We start from the raw sequence: 18,394 nt of genomic DNA, 5'->3' as shown, positions 1-18,394 counted from the left end.
TCAAACCATGAATAACTCCATGATTGGCGCTATGGTTACGATGTCCGGCGTACAGAAGCGGCTGGACATGATTGCCGAAAATGTAGCGAATGTGAATACAGTAGGTTATAAAAGCAGGGATGCTTCCTTTGAGGACGTGCTGTCACGGGTTCAGCAGCAGCCTGAAGCCTTTCGCCAGACCGGGCGGGCGATGCCGCTTGGCTTTAATATGGGTTTCGGGGTCAGGGCAGCAGCTATGAGTACAGATATGAAGCAGGGTTCGCTCAAGGAGACTGGCAACCCGACGGATTTGGCGATTGAAGGCAACGGGCTGTTCGCCATCGAGGTTAATGGTCAAAAGGCCTGGACACGGAATGGAAGCTTCAGCTTTACCCCTGATCCGCTGGGTACCGGTCTGTTGCTGACAACATCTGAGGGCCATGCTGTGCTCGATCGTGAAGGTGTTCCGGTGACAGCTGCGCTGGGATCGAAGGTGGCGATTGACAAGCAAGGCAATCTGCTGGTTCGAGATCAGGGCAATGGTGATCCTTATGTGGCGCATCGGCTCCAGATTGTTGAACCTCAGCGTTCCGAAGGTCTCGTGCAGGGAGCTGACAATACGTTTGTTTTGGCTAATGGCGTCACTGAGGCTGATGTATTCGGGGCAGGAGCTGCAGCCGCTCCTGTGCCCGCGACGATTCGTCAAGGCTACCTTGAACAGTCCAACGTGGATTTGACGGATGAGATGACGGATATGATGCAAATTCAGCGGATGTTCCAGATGGCTTCGCGGGCGCTCACTTCCAGCGACACGTTGATGGGTCTGGCCAACTCTCTGCGGGCATAGGCGGTAAAATGATGACAGAACAGAAAGAAACGGCAGCTGTACAAAAATCCGTATGGCGGATTGCACGTCATTTTGTGATTCCGTTGCTTCTTGTCATTTCCCTGCTGGGGGGGATGATTGCAGGTTATGTCGTTGTGGGCAAGCACAGCCTCGAAGATGTGTTTAACATGGCTACATGGCGGCACGTGTTTGATCTGGTATTTGCCCCATAGCTTTTATCGGATATTTTATATTTTTAAAACCTAACCGTACGGCAGAAGCTGTGCGGTTTTTTGGCATAGACAGGCTGAAATTCAAGCTGCAGCAGGTTCTCAAAATGGTACTTGGGCGGAATTTTCTTTTTAGTCTCGGAAAATGTATAATGATGGGGGAGTTTTGCGGCGTATTCGTGTCAAAAGGGCCTTTTCGCGCCCTGTTCTACTGGTTGGCGGAAAAAGCCCCTTATCTTAACCTTCACTTCTGCAGCAAGTGTAAGGATATTAATAGGTATTACCACCTTGAGCTGTTTTTATGCAAAGGATATGGAGATGATCGTTATGGAAAATGTGCAGTTGGATATCAATCAGATTCAGGAAATTATTCCGCATCGTCCGCCGTTTCTGCTGGTAGACCGGATTGTTGAGCTGGAAGAAGGCAAGAAGGCGGTAGGCATCAAGAATGTCACCATGAATGAACCGTTCTTTACAGGACATTTTCCTGGTTATCCGGTCATGCCGGGCGTACTGATTACAGAAGCGCTCGCTCAGGTCGGTGCTGTGGCTATTCTTAAGGTTGAAGCCAACCGCGGAAAAATCGGCTTTTTGGCCGGACTGGACAATTTCCGGTTTAGGGGACAGGTTGTGCCAGGAGACACCTTGCGGCTTGAAGTGGAAATTATCCGCCTGAAAGGCTCCATCGGCAAAGGCAAAGCAACCGCCAGCGTAGGTGATAAAGTCGTTGCCGAGGGTGAGATTATGTTCGCCCTGTCATGATACATAGGCAATCCCGATTCTAATCATAATAGTAGGAAGGGGAAATAACTTTATGTCACAATTGAGCTCACAAGCCATGGAGAGCATTGAGCGCTGGCTTCAGGATCCTGTAATCGATGAGGAGACGAAGCAGGAGCTGCGGGCTCTTGAAGGCAACGATAAGGAACTTGAGGACCGTTTTTATAAAGAGCTGGAATTTGGCACCGGCGGCCTGCGGGGAGTTATTGGCGCAGGCAGCAACCGGATGAACCGTTATGTCGTTGGCCGGGCGACGCAGGGACTTGCACGGTATATTTTGGAGGAGCATGGGGAGCGGGCAGGCAGGCCTTCTGCCGTGATTGCCCATGACTCCCGTCACTTTTCGCCGGAATTCGCGTTGGAAGCCGCTCTGGTCCTTGCAGGCAACGGCATTGTAGCGAAGCTGTTTCCGTCGCTGCGTCCAACACCGCAGCTGTCCTTCGCGGTCCGTCATTTGCAAGCGACTGGGGGTATTGTCGTTACGGCCAGTCATAACCCGCCTGAATATAACGGTTATAAGGTGTATAACGAGGAGGGCGGCCAACTGGTGCCGGATCAGGCCGAGAAGGTGATCAGTTACATAAGGGAGGTTCCTTCCTTCTCCGATGTGCGCCGCATTTCGCGCGAAGAAGCGGAGGCGCAGGGACTGCTTGTATGGCTTGGCGAGGATGAGGACGCAGCCTTCATTAACGCAGTCGCCGAGGTCAGCGTCAACCGCGAACTGATTGCGAGTGGTCCGGGCAAGGACTTCAAGCTGGTATATACCCCGCTGCACGGCACGGGAAATCATCCTGTACGTCAGGTGCTGCAGAAGCTCGGATTCCAGCAGGTACATATTGTGCCGGAGCAGGAACAGCCTGACGCCGAATTCTCTACCGTAAAATCACCGAATCCGGAGGAGCGCGATGCCTTCAAGCTGGCCATTGAGCTTGGCGGAAAAATCGGGGCAGATCTGCTGCTCGGAACGGATCCGGATGCCGACCGCATGGGCGCAGTTGTTAAAAACAAGAGCGGTGAATATGTGGTGCTTTCCGGCAATCAGTCCGGCGCGATTATGGTATACTATTTGCTGAATCAGCTTAAAGAAGCAGGCAAGCTGCCCGAGAACGGGGCAGTGGTCAAAACGATTGTGACAAGTGAGATGGGTGCAGTCATTGCCGAGCATTTTGGCGCTGCCGTATTTAACACACTCACAGGTTTCAAGTATATTGGCGAGCTGATGAACAAGTTCGACCAAACCGGAGGTCACACCTATTTGTTCGGTTATGAGGAGAGCTACGGATATCTCGCCGGCAACTATGCGCGTGACAAGGATGCCGTGCTGGCTGCGATGCTGATCGCTGAAGCCGCCGCCTATTACAGCACACAAGGAAAAACGCTGTATGATGTCCTGGAGGAATTGTATGAGAAGTTTGGATACTTCCAGGAAAGACTTGAGTCGCGGACCTTGAAGGGGAAGGACGGGCTTGAGAAAATCCAGTCCCTGATGACCCAGTGGCGTAATAACCCTGCCGCTGAAATCGCAGGTGTGATGGTCAAGGAAGTGCTGGATTACTCCAAAGGGCTGGATGGACTTCCGAAAGAGAATGTCCTCAAGTTCATGCTGGAGGACGGTTCATGGTTCTGCCTGCGTCCATCGGGGACAGAGCCGAAGATCAAGGTATATTTTGCGGTACGCGGGTTATCCACTGCGGATGCTGAAGGTAAGATTACACGTCTGGTGGAAGCTGTTATGTCCCGTGTAGACGCTTAAGAATAAAAGCAGGAACGCATCGGTGACCTCTCACGGCAATGGGCAGCAAGCCGGGGGAGGTCATCTGCTTTTGAGCTGGAATTTCATGGTGAATCCGCCGTCGTGGTTTGGCCTGAGCGGAAGTTCGTTTTACGGCGTGCAGTACAGACGGTTTGTATCGGAAGGCTCTGTACCGCGTGCTGAATGATGAGGAGGTACTTTGGTGTATCAGAAATGGCAGTATTGGAATACCCGCGCGCGGAAATGGTTGTGGGCGGTGGTCGTAATCGGCCTGATTGCGGTTGTACCGGTTATCGGCGACCGGCTGCAAACGGAGAGAACATCCAAATCAGTTGAATTTGTATTTGATTACCGTGATTTGACGGACGCCGCATCTTACCAGGCACGTCCCCAGGATTACCTGAACGAACAGCTAGACAAATTGAAGGAAGCGGGCGTCACTTCCATGGCGCTATTTGAGAGCACTCTGAGTGATCTGGAAAAAGCCCGCCGTATCGTTACCTATAATGAAAAAGACATTTCCCGCATGACAGGACAGCCTGTACCGGGGAATCAGAATTTTACCTACGTTCAGTTCATGAACAAGGAAAGTGCGGATGCGTATACACCGATGCTCAAAGAGACGTTCGGCAGTCTGGGCATTGCTGTAAATCCGTGGAGATATGATGGACAAAGCGGTCTCGTCATAGAAACCTCTCCGGAGGACGCTTCCCTGAAGCCGATGCAGCCGGACCCGGTGGCCATGGCGATGCTCCGCTCCAAAGGCTTTATCATTATGCCACGGATGACGGACAGCCTGCCGTACAACCAGCAGCTGGTGGAAAGCACGCTTGCCAATTTTGAAAAAAACGGGGTAAAGCGCATTCTGTTTGAAGGCGAGTCTGTCAAGGGCTTCCATGATGATGCCGATTTGAACAGTCTTTCCGCCTTTGCCGAGCTGCTGAACAAGCATGGGATTGGCGTAGCGGCTATAGAAGGCTTGAAAGCCCCTCAACTTGGCTTTAACAAGCTTGCTTATTTGTTAGATTATAACGTGGTTCGTCTGCATTCGCTGAGCGAAGCCGATTCGTCGCTCGACGTTCAGACGATTGCGGACCGGTTTGTACTGGCGACCAAGGACAGAAATATACGGATCATATATTTAAATACGGTTCCTACCCGCAGTGTTGCCGAAGCGAAGGTCAAGGACTCTGTTGATAATCTGGTACACTCGCTGGCTGACCCGGGCAATGCCGTGCAGCGCATAGAGAATAACGGCTTTACGATTGGACAAGCCGAGCCTTTCCATGTAAGCGATTCTTCTATGCAACGTTATTTTAAATTGGTGGCTGTTGCGGGTGCTGTCGCACTGATCGCCATTATGATTTCCTATTTTCTGCCTGCATTGACGCTGACTGCTTTTATTCTTGGCCTCATCGGCTGTGCTGGCTTATATGTGTTGAATTCCAGCCTGATGGAGCAGGCGCTCGCACTGGCTGTTGCGATCAGCGGTCCAACAGTGGCCATGTTGCTGGCTGTACGGAAAATAACGGCTCTTCATGATCAGAAACCCGAACTTTCGGTGGGAAGCCGCTTTGGCAAAACTGTGCTTCTGTATGTGCAGACTTCGATCCTGTCGCTGGCAGCTGTACCTTTTGTCATCGCACTGCTGAATAACATCAGTTACAGTCTGGTGCTCAATCAGTTCAGGGGAGTAAGCCTGCTGCATTTTGTTCCAATTTTTCTGGTGGCGGTGTATTTGTTCTTCTATAGAGGAATTTCGCTTCAAACTGAAGTGCCGAAGCTGCTAAGGCTGCCTATTACGGTATGGATGGTTGGTGCGTTGGTCATCCTGGCGGCGGCAGGTTATTATTACCTCTCCCGCACCGGAAACGCTGGTTCTGTATCTTCTTATGAAATGGCATTCCGTACGTTCATGGAGAATACGTTTGGCGTGAGACCACGCACCAAGGAATTCCTGATGGCACATCCGCTGTTTATTGTGGGGGCATTTGCGGCGATTAAATACCGCAAAGCGATTTATGTAATGATTATCGCTGTCATCGGGCAGCTGTCGATGGTGGATACGTTCGCCCATATTCATTCTCCGGTCCTTATTTCACTCGTTCGCGGGCTGCTTGGTCTGGGCATGGGGCTTATTTTCGGAATTATTGCGGCTGGCGTATGGCGGCTGCTGGAAGGAGCTTGGACAAGATGGTCTCCTCGGCTCCGAAAATTGTAATTTCCGGTTATTACGGCTTCCGCAACAGCGGGGATGAAGCTGTGCTGAAATCGATTTTAACGGCTCTGAAGGAAGAGGGAGAGCAAACCGGGTTAACCGTCGAGCCCATCGTCCTCTCTTCCGATCCCGCGTGGACCACAAAAATGTATGGCGTACGTGCGGTACACCGGATGCGTCTGAAGGAGGTCCGAGCGGCTATTCGTGAAAGCTCGGGTGTCATCAGCGGCGGGGGAAGCCTGCTGCAGGATGCCACAAGCCCGAAATCCATACCTTATTATCTCGCCATCTTGAAGCTGGCACAGTGGGCTGATAAGCCGACATTTGTCTATGCGCAGGGAATTGGTCCGGTGCAGCGCAAATGGTTTTACCCTTTGATTAAGTCTGTTTTCAACCGTTGTACGTATATATCGGTGCGGGATGAGCAGTCGGGGGGGCTGCTGGTTGCTATGGGGATACAACGTTCCTCTGTGCACGTCGTACCGGACCCCGTAATGGGGCTTCCGCTGCCCGCGCATGCGGAGTCCGGATCAAATGGAGTATCTCCTGCTGGCATGCCGGTTATCGGCATCTCGGTGCGTTATTGGGACAAGGAAAGAAGAGAGCTGCAGGCCATTGCCGACGGCTTGCGCAAGTTAAGTGCCAAGCGGCCTGTACATCTGCGCTTTCTGCCTTTTCACCTGCCTGATGACGTGCAGGCCTCCCAATATGTACTTGAACAATTGGGCGATGTGGACTCCAATGGAAGCAGCATGAGTATGGAGCGGGAGATTACAGACCCGCAGCAAATGCTTCTGGAGGTCAGTAAATGTGATCTTATTATCGGCATGCGGCTGCACAGTCTTATCTATGCCGCTTCCAGAGAGGTACCGCTGCTCGGCATATCTTATGATCCGAAGATCAATCATTTTCTGAGCAGGATCGAAAGTGAGCCAGTTGGTTCATCAGATACGCTTAACGGAGACAAGCTTGCGGCAGCAGCGGCTGAGCTGCTCGATAACCGCGAAGCATGGCAGGGCAGACGGGCCGCCGCTATTCAAGCCCTGCGGCAGGAAGCCCGTCTGCCTGCACGGCAAATTATCGAATATTTGAGTCGTAAAGGATGATTGAAATTGAAGCAGCAGCAAACAGTTCCGACGGTCCCGATCTTTGGAATCCCGGTATCAAGGCTCAACATGCAGCAGACCGTAGCATGGCTGACGGAGGCTGTGGATTCTGGCAGGCCACATCAGATTATTACAGCCAATCCGATTATGGTCATGAAAGCTCTGGAAGAGCCTGCTTACATGAAGGTAATGCTGGGCGGGGAGCTGCTCGTGCCTGACGGCACCGGCGTTGTCTGGGCCGCAAACGTGGCGGGTATGCCTGTGGCCGAGCGTGTGCCCGGATTTGACCTGATGCACGAATTGTTCAAGGTGGGAGAAACCCGTGGCTGGAAAGTGTACCTGCTGGGCTCCACTTTAGAAGTGATTCAGGCGACGGCTGCCAGGATAAAGGAGCTTTATCCCGGAATTGTGATATGCGGGATAAGGGATGGATTTTTCGGGCCGGATCAGGATGATGAGGTGATCGAAGCCATACGGGAGGCTAAAGCTGATCTGCTGTTCGTAGCACGCGGAGCGGACACGCAGGAGCCATGGATCGCCAGGCATAAAGAACGCTTGGGCGTGCCAGTCATGATGGGCGTAGGCGGCAGCTTTGACGTCATTTCCGGGAAAACGAAGCGTGCGCCGGTTGCCTTCCAAAAACTGCGGCTCGAATGGTTTTATCGTCTGTTGAAAGAGCCGAGCCGGTATAAAAGGATGCTTGCGCTGCCAAAATTCGCAGTGAAAGTGCTGCGTGCAAGAGAAAACGTGACAAAAATGGGCTGATAAGCGGAAATTTGACGTTAAAACAGCCTAAATTGCCATAATATAAAGGTTGGTATTTATTTTTGATCGGAGTATAATTCAATGCGGTTGGATCATTTTCACTAAATCTTCACATGGTAAAGGTAATGGTGAAAAAGATTCACGTTAAAAATGGGGGTCGAATGATCAAATGTTGCCGATCTATATCATTGGTTTTATCGCAGCACTGGCACTGGCTTTAGCCTTGACGCCGCTTGTCAAAAAATTCGCGGTCAAGGTGGGGGCCGTTGATGTGCCGAACGCCCGTAAAGTTCATACCAGAATTATGCCTCGCCTGGGAGGGTTGGGAATATTTCTGGCATTTGTTTTAACGACGCTGATGCTGCTGCCGTTCATACCGGAAGGGGTACTGACATCACGGGACATCAACTTCATTACTGCCTTTTTAATCGGTGGAACCATGATTGTTACCATCGGTGCACTGGATGACCGCTTCGATCTGAATGCCAAGCTCAAATTTTTGGTACAAATCGCTATAGCTTGTATCGTTGTTTTCGGATTTGATATTCGCGTTGACTTTATAGATATCCCGTTTCAGAACTCCTATTCGTCACTGGAGACCTGGATTTCGGTTCCGCTGACCATTTTCTGGATCGTGGGTGTAACAAATGCGATTAACCTGATTGACGGACTGGACGGGCTTGCGGCTGGTGTATCAGGCATCGCCATCGCGACTATTTTGGTCATGTCCATACTGATGGGCAATGTACCTGTTGCTTTGCTGTGTCTGGTGCTGCTGGGCAGCATTGTCGGATTTTTATTTTTCAACTTCCATCCGGCCAAAATTTTTATGGGAGACACAGGCTCACTGTTTCTGGGCTTCTGCCTGGCAATGCTGTCACTCCTGGGATATAAACAGATCGCGGTTGTGTCCTTTATTACACCGCTGATCATCATCGGCGTGCCGCTGTCGGATACCTTCTTTGCCATCGTGCGCCGCAAGCTGCAGAAGAAGCCGATTTTCTCTCCTGACAAAGGGCATTTGCATCACTGTCTGCGTGAGCTGGGCTTCAGCCACAGACAAACTGTGCTGATTATTTACGGCATTGCCGCTTTCTTTGGTGTGCTGGCTGTCATTCAGACGTCGGCTGCGATGGCTGAAGCCAACTGGGTTACCTTTGTTGTCATCTGTATCATGATGTTCTTCATGCAGATTGGAGCGGAAGTGATCGGACTCGTTGGCAAAACAAAAAAGCCGATTATAAATCTGCTGCTTCGTCTGCGGGTGAAGCCGGATCAGTCGCGTTCGAAATTATAAGATTCGACTCGGCTTAAAGCCAATACATTTTTAGCCTAAAAATTATAAGCTGAAGAACAGCCCTTAAGCTCCGGATTAATGGAGTTTAAGGGCTGTATTTATTTGTTTTCTTGTTAAAGGAGATGTGGGAGAGCGTGCTGCTACAAGGAATCTTCCCTTTTTTAGGGAAAGCCTAAAAAATTGGATACCATTGTCCGATAAAATAACTATGCACTCATTTCGTGCCAAAAAGGTACGGCAGAATCAAAGGAGGACAATCAAGTTGAGAAAAATGCTTTCCATGTTGCTGACGGTCGCCTTATTGGTAACCATGGTGCCGATGGTTTGGACGGGGACGGCGGAAGCCGCATCAGGAACTTACTTTATTTTTCCATCGGAAAAATATGCTGTTGAAGATGCGCGTGTAGTTACCACTGAGCGCGTGGATCTGGAGGGTTCCTTCAATAATGTTGATGAAGATACGATTTCATACAGTGTGTATCAGTTATCCAAAAGTGGTGATACCTACACTGAAGTCAGCTCGAATGTGGGACAAACCGGGAATATTTATCCCGATGGTACGGATTTGCGGATTTTAAACTTAAAACTGTTCTCCGGTCTCAATAAAATTGTGATCAGCGGTAAAAAAGGATCGTCCAACGTATCTGACACCATTTATATTGAATACCGCAATGGTCCAACATTATCGGATCTTAATGCGACGCTCAATGGAACGACGGTTGCGCTAACTGAGGACGAGCCTGCAGTTCTGATGGCATCTGCTATTGGTAAAGGCAATTCTTCATCACAGATCGTTGTCTCCGGATATGCGGCTAATGCCACGAAAGTCACCATATCGACAAACGGTAAATCGTGGACTTATAATGTGTCGAGCTCGAATAACTACAAGTTTACGGCGGGTACGGTGGTGATCAATAAAGGCAATAACACGCTGACCATTACCGCTTCCAACAACGATCAATCGGTTACAACAACCCGCGAGATCACGTTTTATAATGGTGAACCAACATTTTATAACACATATTTACTACAAGATGGGAAGACTTCAGCAGATTTGTCGACTACACCCGACTTTAGTGTAGCTAATACTAAGGGAATCACGATGCACGGCACTGCGGTAGTTCCTTTCGCAGGCACGGCACCTACAAGTGTAGAGATTAATTATACTCTTTCGGGCGGCGCGGCAGGCAAAGCCACTGTGTCAGGAATAAAGAAATATGATGGCTATGTGATGGTGCCGTTTGAGATCGCAATTCCTGAGACTACGCCTTATGATTCCAAGATCCGGTTGAATCTGAGCATCACTGGGTTGAGTGGGGACAGCAGTCTGTATTTCGCGCTTCGCAACAGTGCAAACCCATTTATTTACGATATAAATTATCTGCAAGGATACAACAGCAGCACAAAGGAAGCGGATGCATTAAGGCTTACTGGAAGCTCTATGCTTGATACGACTACCAATATTAATGCGGTACCGGCAGGGATTGAGGTTCAGGTCATCAATGAACAGGCAGGAAAAGTTACTATAGAAACAGATCAGGAGGGGATTGCCCTAAGCAGTGTAACCTCCGAGAATGTAAATAAAACGATTAATGGAGTTCCTACAAATGTTACTCGTTTCATCATTAAGATAAGCTCGCTTCCAAGCACAACAAAACAACTCAAGCTGCAACTGAAGAACCAGAAAGATACTGGTGAAAAAGAGATTATTGAAACGAAATTGCTTGATATCAATATGTTATATGGCCCTTATGTGCAATTTGACAGCCTGTATGATGGTCAGCAGATCCAGCTTGACTCTAATAAAGCTAATGAAGTGAAACAAATCAAGCTTAATGCTGTAAGTAATTTTAGCGGTCAACTGCTCAATGTGGCCTCGGAAGATGACATTAAATATTCCGGTACAGATCAGACGGTATTTCTGTATGTGAATAATAGCCGGATTGTTCTTGTGCCTGTAGATGAATCCAAGAGCAAAGCCAAATTTCACGTTTCAGATAAAGACGCCGCTGCTGAAGCCATGGTACTGGGTTCCAACACCATCCGGTTTGTGTACAAGTCCAAATCAGATGAGTATGAAAAAACTTTGAAGATTAATATTACCACATCCAATCTACCTGTGATCCCTGCAGGGACGATGGGAATTATGCCGTTCACCTTTAAGACCGGGGACGTAGGCACTCCGGATTACCCTGATATCGCCCCTACCAAGGCGGATCCCAACTTTACGGGAAGTAACGGTGATTATACAACAACTGTCTCGAAAATGAACATTTTCGGTACGTTTGATTTTATTGATCTGGGTAATAATGAATCTGATGTTGATAGTGAACTAGCCGCAGTTACCAATCCGGAGGATTATATTCTGCAAATTGAATCTTCGGATAAAGGGTTTAATAAAGGAGCTCCGCTGAGATGGTCGTTGAAGAACAGCTTCCATTCCGATGATGCGACTCAGACTGATTATAATAAGGCTGGTGGTGAGGTTACTGATTTGGTAGTATACTACCATCCAAAAGAAGAGAATTTTAGTTTTGTCTTGTTCGGTCAGGATGTTCCACAGGACGGATCAACTGTTGTGTACAACTTTACATTGTACAATACGGGACTAGGTGGAACATCGTCAACTTACCGTTTGGAAGTCAATTTTTCAACTTCTTCCTATCATATTATTCGTCCGCTGCCCGACCGAAATCTGATAAACCAGAATTTTGTGGAAGTTGTCGTGGATGCTCCTAACGCCAATGGTGTTAAAATTAATAAACAGGCCGCCGAGCAGGTTGCTTATGATGAAGACTATGATGGAGATACGGATTATCCGTCAGCTTACAGATACGTTGTAAAAGGTTTGAAGGCAAACAAAGATAATAAGATTCCAATCGAAGTTACTGTGGGAGATCAGGTGCTGAAGAGTGAGGTTACGGTGAAATATGTGCCAGCCAACATCCCTGGAGCGCAGTATATGGAAACCATGAAGAAGTCCCACAAGGTTTTTGAAGGGGCGCTTCAGTTAACCTTCCCTAGTAGTACAAATCTTATCAGAAATGATTACTATGTACCGGATCGGTTTAAAAATCAGGTCTTCACGAATCATGATCTGTTATTTGGTATTGCCAACAATGAGGATGGGGTAGTCGACAGATATGATGAGCTTGACGATCTGAATAAGCGTTTTGCGTCGGGGCAGCCTTATTTTGTCGGGGAATTCCCTTTACGTTTTGGTAAAGCAAGCCCGGTATTCTGGATCGATCCAGGTGTAGCAGATGATTTGGAGACAGAGGATAAATATGATCCAGTAACGCAAGGTATGGGCCCGTATCAACTCTCTCCAACCGCGCGGGTGAAAAGCTTCTTTGAACGTGCTACGCAAGATGAGTTAGTACCATCCAAGCGCGGGAACCTGACCCTCACGTACAACTCGAGCGTCACAGCTGATACCGGCAGACTTATTACAGTACTGTATTTTAACCCTGAAACAAAGACGTGGGAGAACTTGGGCGGAGTCGTCAATAACAAGAAGAACACGATAACTGTTCCTTTTTCCAGATTCGGCTACTATGTCGTAGCTAAACTGGGTGAAACCTATACAGACATTATCAGCCATCCGTATGCACGGAATTACATCGAAGCGATGTTTGCGAAGGGTGTTATGAATCCAGAGGACCCTTCCGTTGGTTTCAAACCGGATATCAACATTACACGTGCCGAGTTTACGGAAATGATCGTTAAGGCACAGCAGCTTCCTTTCAATTATCAAGGAAATCTGTCATTTAATGATGTTTCCAGAAGCTACACTAACAATCTTTGGGACTTCCGTTTCGTAGAAACGGCGGCACGAGCAGGGATTGTTAAAGGCATTCAGCCTGGAGTCTTCGATCCGGAAAGCAACATTACGCGTCAAGATGCAGCTGTTATAATCGCCAAAGCCTTGAATCTGAAGCTGCTAACTGACCGTGCGAAGATTGAAAAAGGATTGGCCAAATACTTCAAGGATTACAAGGATATCGATTACTACGCAGCTGCGTCTGTTCTGGCCATTGCCCAGAAGAAGTTTATTACGGGCGCTCCAGTTGATTCCAAGGATGCAAGCAAAGGTTATAACTTTAATCCGACATCCTTTACGCTTCGTGGTGACGCGGCAATTATTGTTGCGAAGGTCATGGCATCCACGAAGAAACTGCCAGCGATGTAATATATGGAACGGGTATTATAGTGTTTGAAAATGCATCCCTCATGCTGCATAAAATGCTTCTATTTTATGTAGCATGACAGGGGTGTTTTTGTTCATTTGAAGCATTTGACTAGGCTGAGCGAACTATGCCATAATAGGGGGCAAGGGCCTAGTTATCAGCAATTATTTCAAATTGTAATGGTTCTAAAAAAATATATAAATTTTGCCTGCCAACCTGAAACCTCTTTACTTGCAAGAGCGTAGTATCGAAGGTATGGCAATCTATACTTATATAGAGATCATATGGGGAGTGAGGAGATGTCACAGTTTTCAATACGCCGGCCCGTAACCGTCTTTATGCTGATCGTGGCTTTATTGATCGGGGGCGGTATATTTGCTCAAAAGTTGCCTGTTGAACAAATGCCGGAGCTAGAGTTTCCTGTGGTTGCTGTTGTTACAAGCATACCAGGGGCAACACCATCTGAAGTAGAAGAATTGGTGAGTAAGCCGATTGAAGGCAACCTTGCGTCGGTAGAGAACGTAGATACGATCAGTTCTCAATCGCAAGAAGGTTCATCCATGGTCATGATCCAATTCAATTGGGGGGTAGATCTGGATCAGGCTACATTGGATATCCGGGATAGCTTGGATGGGGTTAGGGACTCTTTACCCGATTCGGCCAATTCCCCTAGAATCTTGAAGCTTGATTTAAATGCAACCCCTATTATCAATCTTGCATTCACAGGGGAGCAGGATGTTAATTCATTACAGCCTATCGCCGAAGATGTGATTCAACCCCAGCTTGAAAGAATAGCGGGTGTGGCATCCGTAAGTGTAACAGGTGGACAAGACAGACTGATTCGCATTCATTTGGATCCTGCCAAACTGGAAAGCTACGGGATCACCCTGGATCAGGTAAGCCAGGCTCTGGCGGCCAATAACCAGTCAGGCTCGGCTGGTGCAGTAACCAAAGGCAGCACAGAAGTTCAGATACGTGTAGATGGTGAATATCAGGCTGTTTCGGAAATGAAGGAAATCCCGATTTCAGCAGGTTCGGGAACTGTTAAGCTTAAAGATATAGCTACAGTAGAGGATTCTTACTCTGATGTAACTTCTATTTCCACATACAACGGGAAACCGAGTATCAATATTGGGGTTACTAAAGCATCCGGCGGCAACACACTGCAAATTGCAAATGCCGTAAAAGAACGTCTGGATTCGATCCGGCAGGAGCTTCCGGAAGGCACCAAGCTTGAACTGGTTACGGATTCTTCCGAGCCTGTCAGCGACTCAGTCCACCTGTTGGTGGAACATGCTGTACTCGGTCTTGTGATTGCAGCTATCGTACTTTTGCTGTTCCTGAACAGCGTTCGTTCAACGATCATTGCAGCTATTGTTATCCCGATTTCATTTGTAGCAACGTTCTTAATGATGTATTTCACAGATCAGACCATCAACGTTATCTCGCTTAGTGGTTTGCTTCTGGGACTTGGTTCCTTTGTAGACTTTGCGGTCGTAATTATTGAGAATATTTTCAGACAGCGGCATGAAGGAAAAAGCATGCTGCAGGGTGCCATTGAAGGCTCCAAGCAGGTTGGTAATGCCGTTATGGCATCAGCGCTTGCGCAGATCGTTGTTTTCTTGCCAATTGTTTTCGTAGAAGGAATTGCGGGCGAGCTCTTCAAGCCACTCGCTTTAACGGTTATTTTTTCTCACATTGCAGCATTGCTTGTTTCCTTGCTGATTGTTCCGATGCTCAGCTCACGCTGGCTGCCGAAGCTTCCGGACGAGTCGGTGTATACCTCGGGCAATTACCGTGGCTTCAATCCGATCGTATGGTTTAATATCGGGTTCGAAAAGTTCAAAAATGGTTACAGCAAGACATTGGAATGGAGTATCCATCACAGAAAAAGTGTACTTGCGATAACCATTCTTATGTTTGTAGGCGCAGGAGCGTTGACTCCAATGGTTAAGTCTGAGTTTATCCCGTCTCAGGATTTGGGAGAGTTCACGATATCGCTGGAGATGCCAGACGGAACCAAGCTGGAGGGGACCAACAGCGCCGTTCAGCAAATTGAGAAAGAAGTTATGAATATTCCTGAGCTGGAGAAGGTGACGGCAACGGTTGGCTCGGCGGGAGGATTTAGCGTCGGCAATCCGACAAATGCGGCTACATTGAGTGTGACGCTTGTTGATGAGCGCTCTCGTTCAACGGACCAAGTCGTATCGGAGCTCAGGGAGAAGATTACCAATATTCCGGACGCAGATGTCACTCTTAGTGCTGCTCAAGGATTCTCAAGCGGTTCACCTGTACAAATCAATCTCAAAGGCGACGATATGGAAGTGCTGCGCGAGCTTTCGGATCAGCTTGTCAAAGAGGTTAGCAATATTGAGGGAACGGTTAACGTTAAAAGTACTTTGGACGAAGCGCGTGAAGAATACCAGGTAACCGTTAATCGTCAGTTGGCAGCACAATATGGGTTATCTACATCACAGATCCTATCGGCACTGCGGACTACCTTTAATGGCTCGGTTGCTACGACCTATAGCACTGGGGACGATCAGATTGATGTAGAGATTTCTATGCCTGAGCAGTTCAAGGAGGATTTCTCTTATCTTGAAACTTTACGGATTACCACTGCACAGGGTTTTGATGTGCCATTATCTTCTATTGCGAGTCTGGAACGGATTGAAGTTCCTGTCACAATTACTCGTGAAAATCAGACCCGTCAAGTTGAAGTTACGGCTGATATTGATGGCAGAGATACGGTTAGTGTCAATCAGGACGTAACCAAGCTGATGAATAATCTGTCGATGCCTGAAGGATATTCGGTAGATACAGGCGGCGGGGAAGCGGAACAGATGATGGAGTCCTTTGTAAGTCTCGCCGTCGCGCTTTTACTGTCTGTAGTTCTGATTTACATGGTTATGGCTGGGCAATTTGAATCCTTGTTTACACCGTTTATCATCATGTTCTCGATCCCGCCGACTTTTATAGGTGTTGTTCTGGGACTGGTTTTGACAGGGACTGCGTTGAGTGTCATGGCCTTTGTCGGATATATCATGCTCGCCGGACTTGTTGTTAACAATGCGATTGTATTGATTGACTTTGTTATTCAGCTTCGTAAAGAAGGGGTGGAAAGGGACAAGGCGATCCTACACGCGGCATCGGAACGGCTACGGCCAATTCTGATGACTACGCTTGCGACGGTTCTTGCCCTGTTGCCAATGGTGGTTTCCAGTGACCCGGCGAACGAGTCCATGGCGCCTATGGCAGTTGTCGTTGTATTTGGTCTTTCTTTCGCGTCGGTCATTACGTTGATTCTGATTCCTGTCGTATATATTTTGTTTGATAATAGTACCGTTAAACGTAATAACCGCAAGTTGAAACGCCAGCAGAAAAGAGAAGCAAAAAAGCAGGCAAAGCTTCAGCAAGGCAATGTGCAGGTCTAATAGATAATGCAGGACATAGTGAGGTGGGAAAACCATGAATAAAAAAAGTGTAGTATTGTTATCGGCCTTGGCTTTGTCAGTCGCGTTGGCCGGCTGCTCGGGGGGAGGAGAACCCCCTGCAGCCGCACCTGCGAAGCAAACGGCCGTATCTGTCGAAGTGGGTAAGGTAACAAGGGGCAGTATCGAAGCTGAGGCAGGTGTTGTCGGCACTCTGGCCCCCAACAAATCCGTTCAGGTAGCTCCCAAGATTAACGGGACGATTCAGAGCATTAACTTGAAAATCGGTCAGACGGTCAGTAAGGGGCAGGTTCTGTTTACATTGGATCAAAAGGATATCCGCGACAGCATCAAGCAGTCCCAGGAATCCTATAACGTGGCCCTTGCCAATCTGAAACAGGCACAGAGCAGCTCTGAACAGTCAGTGCAGCAGTCAGAATCCGGTGTTGACCAGTCGAAAGCCGCCCTCGTTCAGCAACAAAGCTCCATAGACCAGGCGCAGAACTCCATTAAGGATGCTGAGAGCTCCCTGCGGGACGCGCAAAATAACCTGAACCGTACACAGCAGCTGTTTGCGGCGGGTGCTGTATCCCAAACCGAGCTGGAGCAGGCGCAGACCACAGCAAGACAGGCGCAAAGCGCACTGGATAATGCCAAGCTTACGCTGAGCACCGCTCAATCTTCACTGGAAAGTGCCCAAACGACACATCAAAATTCCTTGAAGTCACTTGAGCTGGCTCGTAAAAGCGCTGGTGTAGATGTAGCCCAGGCTAGTGTCGAACAGTCGCGCTCTGCCCTTGAGACAGCGCGCAGCCAATTAGTCGACGCTACGGTGAAGGCTCCTATGTCTGGAACGATTTCGGCTGTCGCCGGAAATGTTGGGCAGATTGTGAGCTCCCAGTCATCCGTGGTCACGATTGCGAATACCAATCCGATTCTTGTGAAGGTGAATTTGTCTGAGTCTGAAATGATGAACGTCAAAGTAGGTTCCTCTGTGACAGTTGGAATTCCTTCCGTGGAGAAGCGAATTAACGCCAAGGTCACGGCTATCAACTCTGTCATGGATCAGGAGCTGAAAGCTTATCCTGTTGAAATCTCTATAGAAAATCCTTCGAATACACTTAAGGCAGGTATGGTTGCCAATGTGTATATCCAGTCCGGGGCAGCGGAAGGTCTGCTCATTCCACAGGCAGCTGTCAGTGAAAAGGCTGGCGAAAAGTTCGTGTATATAATAGAAGGAACTGTCGCCAAACAAGTGAAGATTCAGACCGGAGAAGAGAGTGCAGAGAAGGTGGAAGTGACCGAAGGGCTCTCAGAGGGTCAACAGATCGTTGTGAAGGGTGCAAGCATGCTTACTGACGGTGCACAGGTAACTGTTGTAAAAAAGTAGAATAATAGTTGTTTGCTTGGCATATCTTGATATGAGGCATGTGTTCTTACCTTTGCGTGAGCAGAATGATGCGTTTTTGAACCCCAAGACGCATCATTCTATACCTCTTTTTCTATATCATCTTTTTGTAGATATTAGGAGAGGAAGGGAATAATTGTTGGATGACTCTAGATAAGGCGTTGAAGTATAATTATGACTGTAAGAAGGCGAATACATATTTTAAAAAAAATCAAAAACTTTTTTTAAAATGACGCAACTTTTTAGAAACTCGCCACGTCTAATTGTGTGAGTATGATACAGAGGGGTTACAATTTCGAAGAGACAAAATATGATAAAAAAATTCTTTACGACATTGTAATGACATTGTATAATACTGGAGTAAGTTGTGAGATGTACGCTTTCTTTATGATCTTGATTCCAAGCTTCTGT

The 18,394-nt window shown here is 48.1% G+C and carries 11 protein-coding genes; all 11 read left to right on the top strand.

Annotated features, from left to right (window positions below; all coding sequences use genetic code 11):
• The first annotated feature begins 7 nt into the window (after positions 1-7).
• The 11 genes from ACE5LO_RS05795 (at position 8) to ACE5LO_RS05745 (ending at position 17,965) form a co-directional block, all read left to right on the top strand.
• Positions 8-826 carry a flagellar hook-basal body protein gene (locus ACE5LO_RS05795; protein ID WP_375519089.1) on the top strand — a complete coding sequence of 273 codons (819 nt, stop codon included), beginning with the start codon at positions 8-10 and terminating at the stop codon, positions 824-826.
• A gap of 8 nt (positions 827-834) precedes the next feature.
• Positions 835-1,038: a DNA-directed RNA polymerase subunit beta gene (locus ACE5LO_RS05790; RefSeq protein ID WP_445993902.1), complete on the top strand. Its 204-nt coding sequence runs from the start codon at positions 835-837 to the stop codon at positions 1,036-1,038.
• Positions 1,039-1,362: 324 nt separating this feature from the next.
• Positions 1,363-1,797: a 3-hydroxyacyl-ACP dehydratase FabZ gene (fabZ, locus tag ACE5LO_RS05785; protein ID WP_375354647.1), complete on the top strand. Its 435-nt coding sequence runs from the start codon at positions 1,363-1,365 to the stop codon at positions 1,795-1,797.
• Positions 1,798-1,849: 52 nt separating this feature from the next.
• A complete protein-coding gene (locus ACE5LO_RS05780) occupies positions 1,850-3,568 on the top strand; it encodes a phospho-sugar mutase (RefSeq protein ID WP_375519088.1) in 1,719 nt (572 codons plus the stop codon).
• A gap of 202 nt (positions 3,569-3,770) precedes the next feature.
• Positions 3,771-5,789, top strand: coding sequence for a DUF5693 family protein (locus tag ACE5LO_RS05775; protein WP_375519087.1), 2,019 nt, complete (start codon positions 3,771-3,773; stop codon positions 5,787-5,789).
• Positions 5,762-6,892 (top strand): polysaccharide pyruvyl transferase CsaB, encoded by a 1,131-nt coding sequence (gene csaB, locus ACE5LO_RS05770; RefSeq protein ID WP_375519086.1) that lies wholly within the window; start codon positions 5,762-5,764, stop codon positions 6,890-6,892. The genes ACE5LO_RS05775 and csaB overlap by 28 nt, the downstream gene beginning before the upstream one ends.
• A gap of 6 nt (positions 6,893-6,898) precedes the next feature.
• Entirely contained in the window at positions 6,899-7,657 is a 759-nt protein-coding gene (locus ACE5LO_RS05765) for a WecB/TagA/CpsF family glycosyltransferase (protein WP_375519085.1), read from the top strand.
• Between the two features lie 169 nt (positions 7,658-7,826).
• Complete coding sequence (locus ACE5LO_RS05760) at positions 7,827-8,954, top strand: glycosyltransferase family 4 protein (protein ID WP_375519084.1); 1,128 nt, start codon at positions 7,827-7,829, stop codon at positions 8,952-8,954.
• A 271-nt stretch (positions 8,955-9,225) separates the two neighbouring features.
• On the top strand, positions 9,226-13,146 hold the full coding sequence (locus tag ACE5LO_RS05755; RefSeq protein ID WP_375519285.1) for an S-layer homology domain-containing protein: 3,921 nt from the start codon (positions 9,226-9,228) through the stop codon (positions 13,144-13,146).
• 297 nt (positions 13,147-13,443) lie between these two features.
• Complete coding sequence (locus ACE5LO_RS05750) at positions 13,444-16,578, top strand: efflux RND transporter permease subunit (RefSeq protein ID WP_375519083.1); 3,135 nt, start codon at positions 13,444-13,446, stop codon at positions 16,576-16,578.
• 34 nt (positions 16,579-16,612) lie between these two features.
• The gene (locus tag ACE5LO_RS05745; RefSeq protein ID WP_375519082.1) at positions 16,613-17,965 is read left to right on the top strand and encodes an efflux RND transporter periplasmic adaptor subunit; all 1,353 of its coding nucleotides are present in this window, start codon (positions 16,613-16,615) and stop codon (positions 17,963-17,965) included.
• The last annotated feature ends 429 nt before the right edge of the window (positions 17,966-18,394 follow it).

The organism is Paenibacillus medicaginis, from assembly GCF_042138635.1.
Lineage (GTDB): Bacteria > Bacillota > Bacilli > Paenibacillales > Paenibacillaceae > Paenibacillus > Paenibacillus medicaginis.
This window is presented reverse-complemented; position numbering and strand designations above follow the sequence as displayed.

Excerpts from the sequence above, each read along its gene's own strand:
- ACE5LO_RS05795 (WP_375519089.1), top strand. The coding sequence starts at position 8 with ATGAATAACTCCATGATTGGCGCTATGGTTACGATGTCCGGCGTACAG.
- ACE5LO_RS05790 (WP_445993902.1), top strand. The coding sequence starts at position 835 with ATGATGACAGAACAGAAAGAAACGGCAGCTGTACAAAAATCCGTATGG.
- fabZ (WP_375354647.1), top strand. The coding sequence starts at position 1,363 with ATGGAAAATGTGCAGTTGGATATCAATCAGATTCAGGAAATTATTCCG.
- ACE5LO_RS05780 (WP_375519088.1), top strand. The coding sequence starts at position 1,850 with ATGTCACAATTGAGCTCACAAGCCATGGAGAGCATTGAGCGCTGGCTT.
- csaB (WP_375519086.1), top strand. The coding sequence starts at position 5,762 with ATGGTCTCCTCGGCTCCGAAAATTGTAATTTCCGGTTATTACGGCTTC.
- ACE5LO_RS05760 (WP_375519084.1), top strand. The coding sequence starts at position 7,827 with ATGTTGCCGATCTATATCATTGGTTTTATCGCAGCACTGGCACTGGCT.
- ACE5LO_RS05755 (WP_375519285.1), top strand. The coding sequence starts at position 9,226 with ATGCTTTCCATGTTGCTGACGGTCGCCTTATTGGTAACCATGGTGCCG.
- ACE5LO_RS05750 (WP_375519083.1), top strand. The coding sequence starts at position 13,444 with ATGTCACAGTTTTCAATACGCCGGCCCGTAACCGTCTTTATGCTGATC.
- ACE5LO_RS05745 (WP_375519082.1), top strand. The coding sequence starts at position 16,613 with ATGAATAAAAAAAGTGTAGTATTGTTATCGGCCTTGGCTTTGTCAGTC.